Annotated in this window: 16 protein-coding genes; 1 reads left to right on the forward strand and 15 read right to left on the reverse strand. The window is 35.4% G+C overall.

Going from position 1 to position 18981, the window contains the following annotated elements; all coding sequences use genetic code 11:
* Position 1 precedes the first annotated feature (1 nt).
* The 14 genes from DWW68_RS01815 to udp all read right to left on the reverse strand — a co-directional run bounded on the left by DWW68_RS01815 (position 2) and on the right by udp (position 16701).
* Positions 2 to 1423 (reverse strand): oxaloacetate decarboxylase subunit alpha, encoded by a 1422-nt coding sequence (locus DWW68_RS01815; RefSeq protein WP_347497812.1) that lies wholly within the window; start codon positions 1421 to 1423, stop codon positions 2 to 4.
* On the reverse strand, positions 1424 to 2563 hold the full coding sequence (locus DWW68_RS01820; protein ID WP_118588659.1) for a sodium ion-translocating decarboxylase subunit beta: 1140 nt from the start codon (positions 2561 to 2563) through the stop codon (positions 1424 to 1426).
* A gap of 28 nt (positions 2564 to 2591) precedes the next feature.
* On the reverse strand, positions 2592 to 2954 hold the full coding sequence (locus DWW68_RS01825; protein WP_021953139.1) for a biotin/lipoyl-containing protein: 363 nt from the start codon (positions 2952 to 2954) through the stop codon (positions 2592 to 2594).
* Between the two features lie 28 nt (positions 2955 to 2982).
* Positions 2983 to 3807 (reverse strand): OadG family protein, encoded by an 825-nt coding sequence (locus DWW68_RS01830; RefSeq protein WP_243052982.1) that lies wholly within the window; start codon positions 3805 to 3807, stop codon positions 2983 to 2985.
* A gap of 12 nt (positions 3808 to 3819) precedes the next feature.
* Positions 3820 to 5271: a carboxyl transferase domain-containing protein gene (locus DWW68_RS01835; protein WP_118588660.1), complete on the reverse strand. Its 1452-nt coding sequence runs from the start codon at positions 5269 to 5271 to the stop codon at positions 3820 to 3822.
* Between the two features lie 274 nt (positions 5272 to 5545).
* On the reverse strand, positions 5546 to 7429 hold the full coding sequence (asnB, locus tag DWW68_RS01840) for an asparagine synthase (glutamine-hydrolyzing) (protein WP_021953142.1): 1884 nt from the start codon (positions 7427 to 7429) through the stop codon (positions 5546 to 5548).
* A gap of 30 nt (positions 7430 to 7459) precedes the next feature.
* Positions 7460 to 8935 carry a UDP-N-acetylmuramoyl-L-alanyl-D-glutamate--2,6-diaminopimelate ligase gene (locus tag DWW68_RS01845; protein ID WP_118588661.1) on the reverse strand — a complete coding sequence of 492 codons (1476 nt, stop codon included), beginning with the start codon at positions 8933 to 8935 and terminating at the stop codon, positions 7460 to 7462.
* A 12-nt stretch (positions 8936 to 8947) separates the two neighbouring features.
* On the reverse strand, positions 8948 to 9781 hold the full coding sequence (gene dapF, locus DWW68_RS01850) for a diaminopimelate epimerase (RefSeq protein WP_118588662.1): 834 nt from the start codon (positions 9779 to 9781) through the stop codon (positions 8948 to 8950).
* Between the two features lie 123 nt (positions 9782 to 9904).
* Positions 9905 to 11056: a D-alanyl-D-alanine carboxypeptidase family protein gene (locus DWW68_RS01855; protein WP_158576782.1), complete on the reverse strand. Its 1152-nt coding sequence runs from the start codon at positions 11054 to 11056 to the stop codon at positions 9905 to 9907.
* Positions 11057 to 11132: 76 nt separating this feature from the next.
* Positions 11133 to 11699 (reverse strand): SMC-Scp complex subunit ScpB, encoded by a 567-nt coding sequence (gene scpB / locus DWW68_RS01860; RefSeq protein WP_118588664.1) that lies wholly within the window; start codon positions 11697 to 11699, stop codon positions 11133 to 11135.
* A gap of 10 nt (positions 11700 to 11709) precedes the next feature.
* Positions 11710 to 12453 carry a segregation/condensation protein A gene (locus DWW68_RS01865; protein WP_118588714.1) on the reverse strand — a complete coding sequence of 248 codons (744 nt, stop codon included), beginning with the start codon at positions 12451 to 12453 and terminating at the stop codon, positions 11710 to 11712.
* Positions 12454 to 12546: 93 nt separating this feature from the next.
* Entirely contained in the window at positions 12547 to 13746 is a 1200-nt protein-coding gene (locus DWW68_RS01870) for a D-alanyl-D-alanine carboxypeptidase family protein (protein WP_199641168.1), read from the reverse strand.
* 53 nt (positions 13747 to 13799) lie between these two features.
* Positions 13800 to 15929, reverse strand: coding sequence for an LTA synthase family protein (locus tag DWW68_RS01875; protein ID WP_118588665.1), 2130 nt, complete (start codon positions 15927 to 15929; stop codon positions 13800 to 13802).
* 22 nt (positions 15930 to 15951) lie between these two features.
* Entirely contained in the window at positions 15952 to 16701 is a 750-nt protein-coding gene (gene udp, locus DWW68_RS01880) for a uridine phosphorylase (protein ID WP_021953150.1), read from the reverse strand.
* Between the two features lie 247 nt (positions 16702 to 16948).
* Between udp and DWW68_RS01885 the strand changes: the two genes are divergently transcribed.
* Positions 16949 to 17977 (forward strand): 3-deoxy-7-phosphoheptulonate synthase, encoded by a 1029-nt coding sequence (locus DWW68_RS01885; RefSeq protein ID WP_021953151.1) that lies wholly within the window; start codon positions 16949 to 16951, stop codon positions 17975 to 17977.
* A gap of 106 nt (positions 17978 to 18083) precedes the next feature.
* Here DWW68_RS01885 and xerD read toward each other — a convergent pair whose 3' ends face one another.
* On the reverse strand, positions 18084 to 18974 hold the full coding sequence (gene xerD, locus DWW68_RS01890; protein ID WP_118588666.1) for a site-specific tyrosine recombinase XerD: 891 nt from the start codon (positions 18972 to 18974) through the stop codon (positions 18084 to 18086).
* Between the last annotated feature and the right edge of the window lie 7 nt (positions 18975 to 18981).

An 18981-nucleotide genomic window follows, 5' to 3' on the forward strand; every position in this document is an offset into this window, starting at 1 on the left:
ATTATACCGGATATGCTCCGTTTTCCTTATCAGCTACAGCCGGATCAACCTTTGTCTGCTGTGCTTCCCTGTATTCGAAAAATTCCTTTGCAACCTGTGGGAATAATGCGTATGTAAGAACATCCTCATCCTGCTGTTTCCACTGTGCACATTCTTTTTCAAACTTATCAAGAGATGGCTCTAACAAATCTGCCGGTCTGCAGGTAATAGGCTTTTCATCACCAATTGCCTTCTTCTGAACTTCTTCATTGAAAGGCTTAACTGTCTGACCATATTTTCCTGCTAACAAATCCTTTGCCTGCTGATTAATCATCTTGTATCTTTCACCCATAACAACATTTAAAACTGCCTGAGTACCAACAATCTGGCTTGATGGTGTAACAAGAGGTGGTTCACCAAAGTCCTTACGAACTCTTGGAACTTCTTCAAGAACCTGTTCAAACTTGTCTGATGCACCCATTTCATCTAACTGTGAAACAAGGTTTGATAACATTCCACCAGGTACCTGGTAAAGAAGTGTATTAATATTAACACCCATAACCTTTGGATTTAATAATCCATTCTTAAGGCACTCTTCTCTGTATGGTCTGAAGTAATCTGCAACCTGCTTTAACAGCTTCTGATCAAGACCTGTATCATAAGGTGTTCCCTTAAATGTCTCAACCATAACTTCTGTTGCCGGCTGTGATGTTCCCATAGAGAACGGTGAAATAGCTGTATCAATAATATCACATCCTGCTTCAACAGCTTTCATATATGTCATAGCTGCTACACCTGATGTGTAATGTGTATGAAGATCTATTGGAATGTCTGTTCCTTCTCTTAATGCCTGAACTAATTCAGTTGCCTTATATGGTGTAAGAAGTCCAGCCATATCCTTAATACAAAGTGAGTTAGCACCCATATCTTCAATTCTCTTTGCTGTTTCTTTCCAATAATCAAGAGTATATGCATCTCCTAATGTATATGAAAGAGCAATCTGTGCATGACCTTTTTCCTTGTTTGCTGCCTTTACAGCTGTTTCTAAATTTCTAAGGTCATTTAAGCAGTCAAAGATTCTAATAATATCAATACCATTAGCTATTGATTTCTGAACAAAATATTCAACAACATCATCTGAATAATGACTATAGCCTAAAATATTCTGTCCTCTGAAAAGCATCTGTAATTTTGTATTTTTAAACCCGTCTCTTAACTTTCTAAGTCTCTCCCATGGATCTTCTTTTAAAAATCTAAGGGATGCATCAAAAGTTGCACCACCCCAACACTCAACTGCATGATAACCTACTTTATCCATTGTGTCGATAATAGGAAGCATTTCCTCAGTAGGCATTCTTGTGGCAATAAGTGACTGATGTGCGTCTCTTAATATAGTTTCGGTAATCTTTACCGGTTTCTTATCTGCCATTTTTATTTCCTCCATTTAAATTCCGAATATAGCCATAAATGTTCCTGCAGCGACTGCAGTACCAATAACTCCGGCTACGTTAGGTCCCATTGCATGCATCAAAAGGAAGTTTGTAGGATCAGCTTCAGATCCAACCTTCTGTGATACTCTTGCTGCCATTGGCACGGCTGATACACCTGCAGAACCAATAAGTGGATTAACTTTTCCATGTGTTACAACACACATAAGTTTACCAAACAAAACTCCGGCTGCCGTACCTACTGCAAAGGCTACCAAACCTAAAATTACGATTTTAATTGTGTCAACATTAAGGAATGCTTCAGCACTTGTTGTAGCACCAACACTTGTTCCAAGTAAGATAACTACAATGTACATAAGTGCGTTACTTGCTGTTTCCTGTAACTGTTTAACAACTCCGGATTCTCTAAATAAGTTACCTAACATAAGCATACCAACTAATGGAGCTGTTGTAGGTAAAATCATAACAACAACGATAGTAACAACTATAGGAAATAAAATTTTCTCTAACTGTGAAACATGTCTAAGCTGTTCCATCTTAATTTCACGTTCCTTCTTAGTTGTTAATAATTTCATAATTGGTGGCTGAATAATAGGAACCAATGACATATACGAATATGCTGCTACTGCGATAGGTCCTAACAAATCAGTCTGTCCAAGCTTTCCTGCAAGGAAAATAGATGTAGGTCCGTCTGCTCCACCGATAATAGAGATGGCTGCAGCTGCCTTTCCACCAAATCCCATGAAAATTGCAAGGAAATATGCCCCATATATACCGAACTGTGCTGCAGCTCCAAGAAGGAAACTCTTTGGATTTGCAATAAGCGGTCCGAAGTCCGTCATGGCACCTACACCCATGAAAATAAGTGAAGGAAGAATACTATATTCGTCTAATATGTAGAAATAATATAACAATCCTCCCGCTTCACCATCAGCAGGTGCTTTCATAATGTCCGGATACATATTTACTAAGAGCATACCAAAGGCAATAGGAACCAGCAATAATGGTTCATATCCTTTTTTAATTGCTAAGTATAGGAAAACACAGGCTACGGCAATCATAATATAGTTTCCACCACTAAGGCTAAAAAACGCTGATTGTCCTACCAGATTTCCCAATGTATCAAAGATGTTCATTTGTTACCTCCAGTTTTTTTAATATTAACTAGTTTAATGTTGCAATAACTGCACCTGCTTCAAAGCTGTCTCCAACGCTAACAGAAATGCTTGCAACTGTTCCATCTTCCGGAGCAACAACAGAATTTTCCATCTTCATTGCTTCAAATACTAATATTGTTTCACCTTTCTTAACTGCCTGACCAGGATTTGCACTGATTGATAAAACTTTTCCAGGCATAGGTGCTGTAACCTTAACACTTCCTTCTTTTCCGGTAGCTACAGGTGCTGCCGGCTTAGCAGGTGCTGCTGCCTTCTTTGCAGGTCTTACCGGTGCACTTGCTGTACTTCCTGTTTCTTCAACAGTTACATCATATACATTTCCATTAACTGTAATTGTATAACTTTTCATTTTGTATCCTCCTAAATATAGATAGTAATTAACGTCTTCTTATTGATCTTACAACAAAACTGTCTGTAGATGTATGTTCGCTTGCGGCTATTGCAGCAGCAATAACAGCTATAAGCTCTGAATCATCCGTTGTCTCTTCTGTAGTACTTACCGTACTTTCAGACGGTGTGGCTGCTTCTTCTGAAGCTTTATTTTTCTTTCCAAAGGAATCAACAATTTTTGGAATGAATCCAAAGCAGGAAATAATAAAGCTTATAAAAATTAATACAAGGAATACAACGCCCATTCCAAGTAATGTGTTACCACCTGCTGTTTGAAGCTTACCTAACAAAGTGTTGTTTCCTTCGTCAGGAAGATTAAACTCTATAGATGTAGGCACACATCCGAGATTGTCAAATAATGATACATGCATAATCATCTTTAAATCTCTTTTTTCAAAATGAAGCATAGCGCTTACATCTACTTTTCCGTCTTCTGTTTCTTCAACTTCAATTTTGTCATAAGACTTATATTCACCGCATTTCTCATCGCCAACAGTTTTGGCAAAGTTCTCAAATGCGTCTGTCTGATAACTAAAATATCCACCAAGATATTCTAATTCATCATCACTGCAATTTGAATACTGAGATATGGCATTGGCATACTGTTCAACTAACGCTTTTGCCTGAGCCATGGTTATCTTGCCGTCTGCATATGTTTTCATATCCTCAGCAGATAACGTTGTCTCCTCCTGTGTAGCAGTCTCATCAAGATTAATCACATCATCTGCCATAACCATAACACTGCTTAAACCAAAACAAATTATAAGAGAAACCAGTGAAAATATTAAACGTAACTTTCTTTTAATATTCATATTGTCCTCCTATTAAACTGTTCCGTGCTTTTTACCAGGTCTGTCTTCAAATTTTGTATATAACATTTCAAATGCACCTATTATGTACTTTCTTGTATCAACAGGTTCAACAATACTATCAACATATCCTCTTGCAGCTGCTGACATTACACTGCCCTGAAGATTCTGGTACTCTGCTGTCTTTTCAGCGATAACTTCTGTTGCATCACCGCTTTCAATTTCATCAGCATACATAATCTTAACAGCACTTGCAGCATCCATCATTCCAACCTTGGCTGTTGGCCATGCGTAAACAACGTCTGCACCTGTTGCCTTGCTGTTCATTGCAATATATGCACTTCCTATTGCATCTTCCACAATAAGATTTACCTTAGGAACTGTTGCGTTAGCAAAAGCATATATAAGCTTTGATGTAGCTTTTGCACCCTTCTTTTCCTGGCATTTTGTTGCCTTGAATCCATTAACATTAGTTAATGTAAGTATAGGAATTTCAAAAGCATCACAAAATTCAACAAAATCTGCAGCCTTTTCGCAGCCGTTAGCTGTAAGCTTTGCTTCATATTCTGCTGTAACATTCATATCTTCATCATAAGATTTAGTTCTGTTAGCTACTGCACCTACTGTAGCTCCATTTAACTTAATGAAAGCTGTAACCATTTCAGGAGCATAATCTTTCTTAACTTCAAGAACATATCCCTCATCTGAAATGCTTGTCAGTGCCTGTAATGTGTCCTCACCGCAGTTTTCAATTCCTTCTGCTGCTCTGTTTAAATCATCATCACATTCTAAATCAAATGCTTCATCCTCATTATTTGAAGGAATGACTGATATAAGGTCTCTTAATCCCTCCATGATTTCCTGCTGTGTTCCAACGAAATCAACATTTCCTGCTGTCTCACTCTGGAACTTAGCTGATGAACTGTCACACACTTCTTTTCTGTTTCCTTCAATTGCATCCGGAGAATTCACAAATAAATGCGCATTATCCTTCTCCATAAATGTAAAATCAGAAAGTCCTGCAATAACACTTAATCCTCCACCACAATTTCCAAATATTACTGAAATCTGTGGAATAACCCCTGATGCAAGTGACTGTTTCATATAAATCTGTCCAAATGCATTAAGTCCGTCTACTGACTCCTGAAGTCTAAGACCTGTACTGTCAATAAGACCAATAACAGGTGCTCCCATCTTCATAGCCATATCGTAGAGGTTAGAAATTTTCTTAGCGTGCATTTCTCCAACTGAACCACCAAGTACTGATGAATCCTGGCTGTAAACATACACTAACTTTCCATTGATAACACCATATCCGGTAATAACACCGTCTGATGGAGTATCTTTTGCCTTGATGTTAAAATCTGTGCTTCTTGCTTTAACCAATCCGCCGATTTCAACAAAACTGTTATCATCAAGAAGAGTTTCTATCCTCTCTCTTGCTATAACTTTAGCTGCTGTACTCATAATCAGTCCTCCAATAAAATTTTAATCATTTTTATCCAGTATATATCTTACCCGGATAACAAACGGCAAAGAAATATTTTATGTTTTAACATATATTTTGCCCACACATATATCCACGCCACTGCATCAATATATGTGTGAGCAAAATATTTACACAAACTCTGTAGTTTGCCGGTATATAACAACCAAATTTTTTGCCTTATATAGATTAAACCTTTTCCTGTCAAATAGCAAGTTATTTTTTTAATAAAAAAGGGCAAAAAACTTAATTTTTTTATGCTGTCTTAATTCTGTTTTTAATCCATTCGCTGTTAATCGGTTCAAAGGTTTTATCCTCAAAGTAAACATTGTACCATACAAGGAATACATAAACTGTCCATATTCTCCTGCTGTTATCAGCTTTTCCTGCCCTATGGTCTTCCATCAGTTTAACAAGAATATCTGTATTAAAGAACTGTTTTGCCGCATCACCGGTTAATGTTTCCATTACCTTGTTATAGTATTTATCTTCTTTAAGCCAAACTCTGATAGGTACCGGGAAGCCTAACTTTTTCTTGTTAGCTGTTGCCTCCGGAATATGTCTTTTTGCTGCAATTCTGAAAGCTCGCTTTGTAGCTTCGTTATTACATCTGAAATCTATAGGAAGCGTTTTTGCATATTTAAATACTTCCACGTCTAAAAACGGTACTCTTGATTCAAGGCAGTGAGCCATGCTCATTTTATCTGCCTTAAGTAAAATATCACCCTGAAGCCAGAAATTAGTATCAATATACTGCATCTTGGCAATGTCATTTAAGTGACTTACTTTCTTGTATGTTGGTGCCACGATTTCCTGTGGTGAAACATGAGTAGGTGCATTTTTAAGGAGTTTTTCCCTGTCTTTTACGGAAAACATATTGGCATTTCCAATAAATCTCTCCTCAACAGTTTTACTACCTCTTATAATAAAATCACGTCCCTTAACATCAGGCATTGCCGAGGCAACCTTTGCAAGACCTTTTCTTATGCATCTTGGTATTTTCTGATACCCCTTTAATGACAACGGTTCATGATAAATATTATAGCCACCAAAGAACTCGTCTGCCCCTTCTCCTGACAAAACAACTTTTATCTGTTCAGCAGCAAGCTGGTCAACAAAATAAAGGGCAATACAGGATGGATCTGCTAAAGGTTCATCCATATAATACATTACTGTAGGGATTGAGTCAAAATATTCGTCACTGTCTATATTTTTGCTGTAATTTTTCTTACCCAATTCTTTTACAAGACCTTCTGCATATCTTATTTCATTATACTTGCTTTGTTTATCCAAAAATCCCACCGTAAAGGTTTTTTCTCCCGGAAATTCCGATACAACATAACTTGAGTCAACTCCACTTGATAACAGAGAACCAACCTCAACGTCTGCTATCATATGGGCATCAACTGTATTGTGAACGACTTTTTCGATTTCAGAAACGGTTTCTTCTAAATCACCATCAGCCTTTGGTTCCATCATAGGGTCAAAATAACGTTCAATTTCCATTTTTCCGTCTTTATAAATCATATAATGTCCTGCCGGCAATTTATACACTCCCTTAAAGAATGTTTCAGGAAGTACGGAATACTGGAAGCTTAAATACTGCTCTAAAGCTTCCTCATTTACCTTTCTCTCAAATCCCGGATATTCTAATATTGCCTTGATTTCTGAAGAGAAAACGAGATTTTTGTTAATGTTTGCATAATAAAAAGGCTTAATTCCAAAATGATCCCTTGCACCAAACATAGTATTAGTTCTGCTGTCCCAAATGACAAAAGCAAACATTCCTCTTAGCTTATGCAACAAATCTGTTCCATACTCCTCATATCCGTGAATAAGACATTCTGTATCTGAATCATTTGAAAACTGATGTCCCTTTTTAATAAGTTCTTTTCTTATCTCTAAGTGGTTATATATTTCTCCATTAAAAACAATTGCTATATCACCGGTTTCATTGTACATAGGCTGTGCACCATGACTTAAATCAATAATACTAAGTCTTCTGTGACCGATTGCCGCATGCTTGTCCACATACATTCCTTCATCATCGGGACCTCTGTGGGCAATTTTGTCCATCATGTTTTTTAAAACTTTTCTGCTGTTATCTAATTCTCCAATTATTCCACATATTCCACACATACTTTATATCTCTCTTTCATTAGTTTCGCCTTATAAAACTGCCTTTACTTCATCTTCCTTTATAACTTCACTTATAAGAACACGTTCATCCATAGGGTACTTAACTCCCTTTATTTCCTGATAATCTTCATGTCCCTTTCCTGCTAAAACTATAACATCTCCATCCTTTGCATTTAAAATGGCGTAACGTATGGCATCTTTTCTGTCAGGAATTGTTACATATTCCCCATCTGCCTTATGCACCCCAACTAAAATATCATTAATAATATCCATAGGTTCCTCAAATCTTGGATTATCTGACGTTACAATGGTAAAATCAGATAGTTTTGATGAAACCTCACCCATTTCAAATCTTCTGCCTCTCGCCCTGTTTCCACCACATCCAAACACTGTAACTAAGCGCTTTGGGTTATATTCCTTAAGGCTTTTAAGAAGACTTTCTAAGCTCATAGCATTATGGGCATAATCTATCATAAGAGTAAATCTCTTTGATACAGGAATAATTTCAACTCTTCCTTTCACCCTTACATTTTTAAGGGCTTCTCTTATCTTTTCAACATCATTTGTAAAATGACTGCATATTGCTATGGCACATAATGAATTATATACACTAAAATTCCCCGGAATATCAATTTCCACAGGGAAATTCATTTTTCCTGATAAATCATATGAAACACACAGGCTCCCCGGCTTTGTAAATAACTTAATGTCTGATGCCTTAAAATCATAATCGCCCTTTACACCAAAGGTTTCCAATTCACATGTGTGTCCCTCTAAAACCCTGTCTATATAATCTGCATCCATATTCACAATTCCCTGACGGCACTGCTTTAGCAACATACTTTTGCAATGAAGATAATCGTCAAAGTCCTTGTGTTCATTAGGGCCAATATGGTCAGGCTCAATATTGGTAAATATACCATAGTCAAATGTAAATCCTGATACTCTGTGAAGCATAAGTCCCTGGGACGAAACCTCCATTACCACACATTTGCAGCCTGCTTTAACCATTTTGGCAAATGTCTCCTGAACCACAAAAGACTCCGGTGTGGTATTTTTAGCAGGAGTTATTTCATCTCCTACAATAGTTTCAATTGTTCCTATAAGTCCTGTTTTTATTCCAACGCTTTCTAAGACCTGACGTACCATATATGTAGTTGTTGTTTTTCCTTTAGTTCCCGTTATACCAATGGTAATGAGTTTTTCTGCCGGATGTCCAAAATACGCCGCCGACATACAGGCTAATGCATATCTGGTATCTTCAACCTTTATAACTGTAATGTTCGCATCTACATTTACATCTTCCATTACCACAACTGCAACAGCACCTTTTTGTGCCACATCTTCTATAAATTCATGTCCGTCAAATCCGGCACCCTTAATACACACAAATACATCATCCCCTGAAACCTTTCTTGAATCATTTACAAGATGATTTATTGTCACTTCATCCGTGCCTTTTACTACGGTATATTCAATTTTTTCCAATAAATCTTTTAATAACATATTATTTCCTCATTAAATATCAATATTTCCGGTAAATGCAATCCTTGCAGGTCCCGTCATGTAAACTGTATTTTCATCTGTATCATATTTTATTTTCAAATCTCCGCCTAATAGCTTCACAGTAACCTTATTGTCTGTAAGATTATTTAATACACAGGCAACAACACTGGCACAGGCACCGGTTCCGCAGGCTAAGGTTTCTCCTGAACCACGCTCCCAGACTCTCATTTTAATTGTTTTTCTGTCAATTATCTGAATAAATTCCGTATTGACTCTGTCAGGAAAAATTTCATTTTTTTCAAATCCCGGCCCAATTTTTTCGATTTTCAGACTATCTGTATCATCAACAAATGTAATGGCATGAGGATTTCCCATGGAAACACAGGTGATGCCATATTCCTTACCATCAATAACAACCGGTTCATTAATTACCTTCTCTTTGTCAGATATAACCGGTACATCCTTTGCATTTATAATAGGACTTCCCATATTAACCCGTACTGTTTTAACCTTACCATTTTCCACATTTAATTTAAGTGTCTTAATTCCTGCTAAGGTTTCCACGGTTATAACTTCTTTATCAATCATTTTATAATCATAAACATATTTAGCAACGCATCTGATTCCGTTTCCACACATTTTTCCTTCAGAGCCGTCTGCATTGTACATACTCATTTTAAAATCTGCCACTTCTGAAGGATTTATAACTATAAGTCCGTCTGAACCGATTCCAAAATGTCTGTCGCTTACAATTTTCGACAACTCGTTAGGATTATCTATTTTTGTATTGAAACCATTAACATAAACGTAATCGTTTCCACAACCTTCCATTTTCACAAATTCCATATAAACAAGACTCCTTTAAATTTCATAATCTGTCTTTTTAGCTTTTTACATTATGCACACATATTAGTATGCACAAGCAAATTCGGTTTAAATATACCACAGTTAGCTTTATAAATAAAGTAATTATTGAAATATGAAATAATCTAAAGTCTTTTTAAAGCAATATTTAAAATCATATTTTTCAACACTATCCACAGCCTCTATTTTACATTTTTTCACACATTGATTATTTATATACAGTTTTACTTCCCCTATTTTTTCTCCTGATTTTATAGGTAATTCATAGTTAAACTCCGTTTTTGCTTCCACTGTATCATTCTTAGATACCAATGCTTTGTAGGGACCAATGGCAACAGCTATAATTTGTTTTTTTGTTCCATTTTCAATATTTACGGGAAAAGATATTCTGTTTTTCAAAATTTTTTTGGTATCAAAGTTATTTTTTCCATAATCCATTAATTTAGTAGTATCTCTCCACTTATATGTTTTGTTAGGAGGCCATCCGCTAGCAAGAACACAGGAAACATACACTCTGTTGTTGCTTTTTACGGCACCTACAAAACAATATCCTGCATCACCTGTAAATCCTGTCTTTATTCCAATGGCATCACTGCTCATATTAAGAAATGCATCTTTGTTATTAACAACAATATGTCTCTTATTGCTGCAATCATAAAAGGAATAGGATTTTGTATTTGTAATTTTTAAAAACTGCTGATTTTTTATGGCATAAGCTCCAATTAAAGCCATATCATATGCTGTAGAAAAATGCCCCTTAGCATCAAGTCCGTTAGGAGTAACAAAATTGGTGTTGACTGCACCAATTTCTCCTGCTTTTTTGTTCATAAGTTTTACAAATTCTTCCACACTTCCTGCTACCCCTTCTGCCACAGCCACTGCCACATCATTATAAGACTCTAGCATCATGGCATAAAGTAAATCTCCTATTTTATATTTTTCCCCTTTTATGGCATTCATATGAACTTTAGGCATAGAAGCTGCCCTTTTACTTATTTCCACCACCTCATCAGGAGATGCATTTTCAAGGGCAACTATACATGTCATTATTTTCGTTGTACTTGCCATTGCCATTTTATTATTATAATTCTTTCCAAAAAGCACTCTGCCTGTTTTTCCGTCAATAAGTACCGCTGACTTTGCAGATAATTCGCTTTCCTTAAGTTCCTTTGTTTCCTCTCCAAATCCCTGTTTAGAAAACACCATATTAAGTACCAAAACTAAAATTATAAAACAACATTTTAATCTTTTATTCATTATTATCACTTTAAACATGCATCCGTATAATATATGCGTTTTAAGTAACTTTTATCCCCTTGTATAAAAATATGTGCTAATCATTGGATTTAAGGGTTACCTCTTCCTCTGCCTCATGTTTAAACTCATCTATCATATCCTGACTTACTACAGGGAGGCTGTCTGCTGATTCCACACCAAATCTTCTTAAAAATTCCTCAGTAGTTCCAAATAAAAGAGGACGCCCCGGTGTGTCCATTCTCCCTACCTCTTCCACCAGCATATACTCCACTAACTTATTAACTGCGAAATCTGATTTTACTCCTCTTATTCTTTCAATTTCAGACTTTGTTATAGGCTGTTTGTAAGCAATAATAGATAAGGTTTCCATTAAAACATCCGTTAAAACCTGTCTTTTAGGCTGCTTTGCCACCTTAATAAGCGCTTCGTACATTTCCGGTTTAGTACACATCTGGTATGCCCCGTCAAGTTCTATGATTTTCACCCCTCTTTCAGGAGTGTCCATTTCTTTTTGCATTTCTTTTACTAATTTTTTTACTTCTGAAGGTTTGATTTCTAATGCATTTGCAATTTTATTAATATCAACTGATTCCCCCATGGTAAATAAAATAGCCTCTATTTCTGCTTTGTAATTTCTTTCCATTTTAACCTCTTTACTCTATTGAATCTATGTATATATCATCAAAAGTTTTTTCCTGATGAACTTCAATTTTTCCAATTTTAATTAATTCCAACACCGCCAGAAATGAAACAATAACTTCCATTTTTGAACTTTGCTGTTCTAAAAGCTGCTTAAAACTACATCTTTTTCTTTTCTTTAGTGCATCAGTAACAAAATCCATTTTGTCAGGAAGGCTTACTTCCTCCATTTCAATTTTTCCAAATTTACTTCTTACAGGATCAATTTTATCCATTTGTCTTTTAAGCACCATTTGAAAAATATCATTTAACTTTGACAAATCCACATCTGATAGCAATTTATCCAAATCCACCGGAGGCTCATATTTTTTAACCTCCTCAGGAACTGTAGGCTCTTTATATAATGATTTTCCAGCGTAAACCTGCATATCTCTTAATTCCCCTGCAGCATATTTGTACATCTTATATTCAATAAGTTTCTCCACCAGTTCTGCCCTAGGGTCAATTTCTTCACCGTTTTCGTCCACCTCTTTTGGTAAAAGCATTCTGCTTTTTATATCTATCAGGGTAGCTGCCATTACCAAAAATTCACTTGCCAAATCCAAATCATCTTTCGGCATTTTACTTACGCAATCAAGATACTGTTCCGTAATTTCCACAATAGGTATGTCATAAATATCTACTTTGTTTTTTTCAATAAGATGCAGCAGTAAATCAAGAGGTCCTTCAAATGCATCCAGTTTAACTTCCAGTTCAATCATTTTAATTTCTCTCCATTTTTTCTCGAACTTTAATTGTACATAAAAAATTTCTTTTTTTCAATACAATATAATTTTAAGCACCTGAATTTATCAGGTTATCTGGAACATATATTTTACTAATTTTAGAAATGTGAAACCATAATCTGCTTTATCCACCGTTTCCTCTGCCATAATTTTAACTTCTCCGATTTTCTTTTTATCCATTATGTATTCAATTTTTCCTACTATATCTCCCTTCCTTACCGGTGCATTTATGTTGTCCTTTAAAGCCACTTTAGATTCTATACCATCAATTTTTCCACCTTTAGTATCAACATATGAAAATGTATCATTTTGCACTTTTACTTTGTCCTTTTCCCCACCACATATATTTACCTTGTTCTGATATTTCTTATTATCCTTATACACCTTACAATTTGAAAAACCGTAATTTATAAGGCTGTTGGACTGGACAAATCTTGCCTTATAATCCGGAGCCGCCATAACCACTGCAATCAATTCCACACCATCCTTTTCTGCCACAGTGGAAACACAGTATTTTGCTTTTGACGTGCTTCCTGTTTTAAGCCCTTTTACATACCTATTGGTTTTAAGTAACTTATTTGTGTTAGTAAGCATAAATTCACTTTCCCCTTTATTGGTTTTGTGGGTAAAACTTTCCATCCATATGGTAGAATATTTAAAAATCTCCGGATACTTCACTATTAATTCTCTTGACATAATTGCCACATCCATTGCTGATGTATAATGATTATCCGAATCAGTCAGCCCACAGCAATCTTCAAAATGTGTATGTTTCATTCCAAGGTTCTTTGCCCTTTTATTCATTTCCTTTACAAATTCTTCTTCTGAACCTGAAATATGCTCAGCCATGGCTACAGATGCATCATTTCCCGATGCAATTATAATGCACTTTATAAGAGTTTCTACATTTTGTTGCTCTCCTTCTTCCAAAAACACCTGGGAACCTCCCATACTTTTGGCATGGGCACTGGTAGTAACCATATCCTCTAACTTTATTTTACCACTATGTATTGCATCAAAAATTAGTATTAAAGTCATTATTTTAGTTATACTAGCAGGACTTAATTTTTCATTTTCATTTTCTGCTTTGATTACTGTTTTTGAGGACGCCTCCATAAGTACATAAGATTTACATTTCATCTCTGCTTTTTCATCACCTTGTATTGTAAATGTGGACGTTATCAAAATACTTAGTGAAATCATAGTAACCAGCACTCTTTTAAACAACCTGTTGCACCATTTTTCATAAAACATGATTTTTTCCATAAAAAAACTCCATTACACCTTTATACATTGTAATGGAGTTTAAAAATTTTATGCTATTTTTCTTTCTTCTTTTTCTTTGAAGATTTAGATTTTGTTTTTTTCGACTTATCCTTTGTTGTTTGTGCCTTAGTGCTTGACGGTTGCATTTCCTCCTGATTATATACAAAAGGCTCTGTTTTTGACAGCACATGCTCATCAGAATTTTGTTGATATACCGAGAAGCTGTCGCCATCTTTTAAGTCCGGATAAACAATCATCAATGTATTAGGATCTATATATACCGTTTTTTGCTTTTCGTCATTTATATATACCTTACTGTAGCTTGTAAAATAATTTCCGTATATATACACCGTACCTACATCATCCCCAATAGGGGTAACGGAGCTTACCTTTACATCATGAAGTCCGAATTTCAAATCTGTTGGCTTATATGGGTTTTCTCCGTTTGCCGCATAATTGTCTCCATAAAGCAAATCGTAAGATAAATTCTTAAGGCCTTCCTGATAGGTTTCATCGTCATCATTTTTGTGTAACTGTGTGTAATTATTAATCTTTCCGGAGTTCATATTTAAGCCACCAAGTATTTTGGACTCCAACTGATACGCTTCTATATCCTCGTTAGTATAATTAGTCTTAAAATTAGACCAAATAGCATACTGAGTCTGGTATACATCACCGTTTACCAAATCCTCTCCTGATATACCAAAGCTTGGCAGATGATCACCATACATTACAAGAATGGTATCCTCACCAAAGTTTTTAAGGGCTTTTGTAAGTTTTCTTAAAAACTTATCCATTTCATTAGTCTGCCATGCATAATACTGATACTGGTTTGTAACGTCTTCATCGTCTACACCTGAAACTTTAATAGGATAGTCATAATCACCACTTGTAGGATAACTTCCATGTCCCTGTACTGAAATAGTATAAATGAAGTCCTGCTTTTTAGTAGATTTTAATGCCTGCATAATATAATCCGTAAGGAAATAATCCTTTGCCCATCCCATAGGTGTAAAATCATCTATATACATATTTTCAATAGATTGGAATGTATCATATCCTAAATTAGAAAATACCACATTTCTTCCATAAAAGGTTGCAGTGTTATTATGAATGGCATGACAGCTGTAGCCATACTCCTTTAAGTTGTAGCATATGCTTTCACTGGTAGTATCTACTAATTTAGTTTTAAAAGGATATTCTCCCGGACCAAAGAAATCTAAATTAATTCCTGTCATAACCTCAAATTCCGTATTTACCGTTCCAGCACCAACTATAGGCACATTTAAGTATCCACTTGGATAATTTTTCATTAACTTTTCAAAATACGGAACAGGATTTTTTGATAGTTTAACATTTTTAAGATTGTTCATATCAAAAAATGACTCTAACTGCAAGAAAATAATATTTGGTTTCTTCTTAGCCTTCTTAAGGGTTGTTTTATCGTCATCATCCTTCACTATTTTTTCAATAGTTTCACCTGAATATGAATTAGGCTTGTCAATTCCTGTATTTATAAGACTATTTGAAAAACAATAAACAAATCCGTAATCATAATACGACACTCTAAGTTCTCCAAATTTCATGGAAAGAAGTTCTGATGCCACTCCCAAATTAATTGTTCCCAGACCTATCGCCCAAATAACAGCAATTCCAATAATATTTCTTGCATATTTAATCTTGTGATTGACTTTTGGTGCCTTAAAGAACATAACGACCAGTCCTACTATTGCCAAAATAAGTGCAATAACAACCAAAACAATCTGAAATGTTGAAAAATACTTATTTATAACCCCTAAAGCACTATCAATAAGCATCAAATCCACTGCCGTAAAAGGTGTTACCCTGTTAGAAAGCAACACGCCATTAGAAATTCCAAGAATTATCCATATAACAGAAATCAGGGTCATTCCAAAAAACCTTCTTTTCATAAGAAAGGTAAATGAAAGGGTCATTAATATTATCATTGCATTACAGATAAATACATATGGATTTCCGATAAGGAAATATATTCCCTTTAAAAATGACTTTCTGGCTAACATTTCAATAACCAGATTAATAAGTAATGCCGTTACCACATACATGTATATTATGTGCTTATTATATGTTTTGCTGAAAAATGCCCTGGCTGAATGGTATTTTTCCTTAGCTGTTCCTATATATTTTTTTACTTTCTCTTTCATTAAAAAGTGCCTCCTAAAGCTGTTATTTTCCGGCTATCATATGTCTGATAGCCTCTACGGATACCTTTATGGCATTATCGGTATCGTAACAGTCCTCCTCACTAAATCCTTTTAATTTACGCTCCTGATTCCAGATAACATGAAATACCGAACCACATTTCACCCCCAGACTTGCTGCTACCGTAAACAATGCTGCCGATTCCATTTCACTGGCAAGAACTCCTAATCTCTTCCATGCTTCCCATTTATTAAGAAGTTCATATGATACAGGCATTCTGTCAGGATTATGCTGACCGTAAAATGAGTCTTTGCACTGCACCACTCCACAATGATAACGCAAATTATTTTTTTTGCAAGCATAAACTAATGCTTCCGTAACATCAAAGTCAGAAACAGCAGGGTATTCAATTGGTGCATATTCCCTGCTGGTGCCTTCGTGTCGCACCGCTCCTGTTGCTATAACACAGTCCCCTGCTAAAACTTTTAAATTAATACCTCCGCAAGTTCCTATTCTTATAAAAGTATCAGCGCCACAGGCTACTAATTCCTCCATGGCAATAGCTGCTGACGGTCCTCCTATTCCTGTAGAGGTAACTGAAACTTTTTCTCCTGATATATATCCTGTATATGTTGTAAATTCTCTATTTTGTGCAATAAGCCTTGGTTCATCAAAATATCCGGCAATTTTTTCACATCTTCCCGGATCTCCCGGTAAAATCACATATTTTCCAATATCTCCCTTTGATATTTGTAAATGAAACTGTTTATCCATATTTTTGCTCCTTACTTAATATCTCATTTATCCATAATGTCTTAGTACATAGAATACCCATAATATTTGAATTTTCTATGAACTTTTGAGTTTTTATACTAAATAACCGTCTTTTCTTTTATTTTCGTACTTTAAATTGTTGAATTATTGCAGACTTATGTTATACTATCATACGTGGTTAGTAGGATTTAGAATACTTATCTTTCTCCGGCTAACATTTTTTAATTATACATTAAAGGAGGACGTTATGGGTAGTACATTTTTTAGAAAGCTACCAACTCCTTTGGAAATCAAGACAAGTTATCCTGTTCCAGAGGCAGTTGCAAATCAGAAAAAAATCAATGATGAGGAAATCAGAAAAATATTTACAGGTGAAAGTGATAAGTTTGCCGTAATTATAGGTCCTTGTTCAGCTGACAATCAGGAAGCTGTTGAAGATTATATAGGAAGACTTGCAAAAGTTCAGGAAAAAGTTAAAGATAAACTTTTTATTATTCCAAGAGTTTACACTAACAAACCTAGAACAACAGGAAAAGGTTATAAAGGTATGTTACATCAGCCTGATCCTGAAAAGAAACCTGATTTATTGCAGGGGCTTATTACAATAAGACAAATGTTCTTGAAAATCATGGAGGATACTAAGTTCCCAATTGCAGATGAAATGCTTTATCCTGAAAATGCAAGATACTTTTCAGATTGCCTTTCATATGTTGCAGTAGGTGCCCGTTCTGTTGAAAACCAGCAGCACCGTCTTACAGCCAGCGGTTTAGATATTCCTGTAGGAATGAAAAATCCTACCAGCGGAGATTTATCCATTATGCTTAACTCTATTGAGGCAGCCCAGTCTTCTCATTCTTTCCTTTACAGAGGTTGGGAAGTTCAGACTGAAGGTAATGATTTAGCCCACGCCATATTAAGAGGTGCCGTAAATCAATATGGTCAGTGTATACCAAATTACCATTATGAGGATATGGTAAATCTTTATTCAATGTATATGAAAAAAGGATTTGAAAATCCTGCTGTTGTTATTGATTGTAATCATTCAAATTCAAACAAGCAGTATATGGAACAGATTCGTATTGCAAAGGAAATAATGCATAACCGTAAACATTCAGAAGATTTAAAACATTTTGTCAAAGGTCTTATGATTGAAAGCTATATTGTTGGTGGAAATCAGAAAATTGATGAACACTGCTACGGCAAGTCAATAACTGATCCATGCCTTGGCTGGGAAGATACAGAAAAATTGTTATACATTATTGCTGAAGAAGCATAAAACTTAAACTCCGGAATTTTCACTTATGTGGATATGACCGGAGTTTTTTACACACAAAAAGAGGCATCATCTAATGACAATACCCCTCAATATATCACCTTATTATTTATGCTTTCGGATGTGCCTTTTCATATACTTCTCTTACTCTACGGCTTGCAGGTGTCATATACATCTGAGTAGTAGATATATCAGAATGTCCAAGCATTTGTTGTACAGCCTTTAAGTCTGCCCCGTTTTCAACCAAATGTGTTGCAAATGAATGGCGAAGTGTATGGGGTGTTATATCTGACTTAATTCCGGCTTTCTTCCCATAAGCCTTTATCAGTTTCCAAAATCCCTGTCTGCTCATTTCCCTGCCTGAACAATTAGGATATAAAACATCACTATCCTTATTTTCTCCAAGCAAACTTTCCCTTCCATCTTTCAGATACGCAACAAGTGCGTTCTTTGCCTCTGTTCCAAAAGGTATCTGACGGTCTCTTTTTCTGTCATGACATACTACAAATTCATAATTAATATTAACATCATTTACCTTCAGTGTAATAAGTTCTGAAACACGCATTCCCGTTGCATACAAAAGCTCTAACATAGATTTATCTCTAAGTTCTTTTGGCGTATTTCTTGAAGGTTGCTTTAAGAGAGCATCAATTTCATTTATAGACAAAATCTCCGGTGCTTTTTTTTCTATCTTAGGAGATTTCATGTCAGAAGCAGGATTGTCTGTAATATATCCCTCCTGATACAAATATCCAAAAAATGCTTTCATCGACGCAATGTTTCTTGATATTGTAGTAGGTGCTCTTCCAATAGTCTCTAATGATGAAATGTATCCTTCTAATTCCTCTTTTGTAATATCTGAAATATTATCCGTACTATAACTATTATTAAGATATATAAAAAGTTTCGTTAAGTCTCTTTTATATGAGACTTCTGTGTTGCTTGAAGTATTCTTTTCACTATGTAATTTTAAAATGAATTCTTCAATTAATCTTTGCATTTTTTCC

The sequence above is a fragment of the Eubacterium sp. AF16-48 genome (assembly GCF_003479405.1).
Lineage (GTDB): Bacteria > Bacillota > Clostridia > Lachnospirales > Lachnospiraceae > Eubacterium_G > Eubacterium_G segne.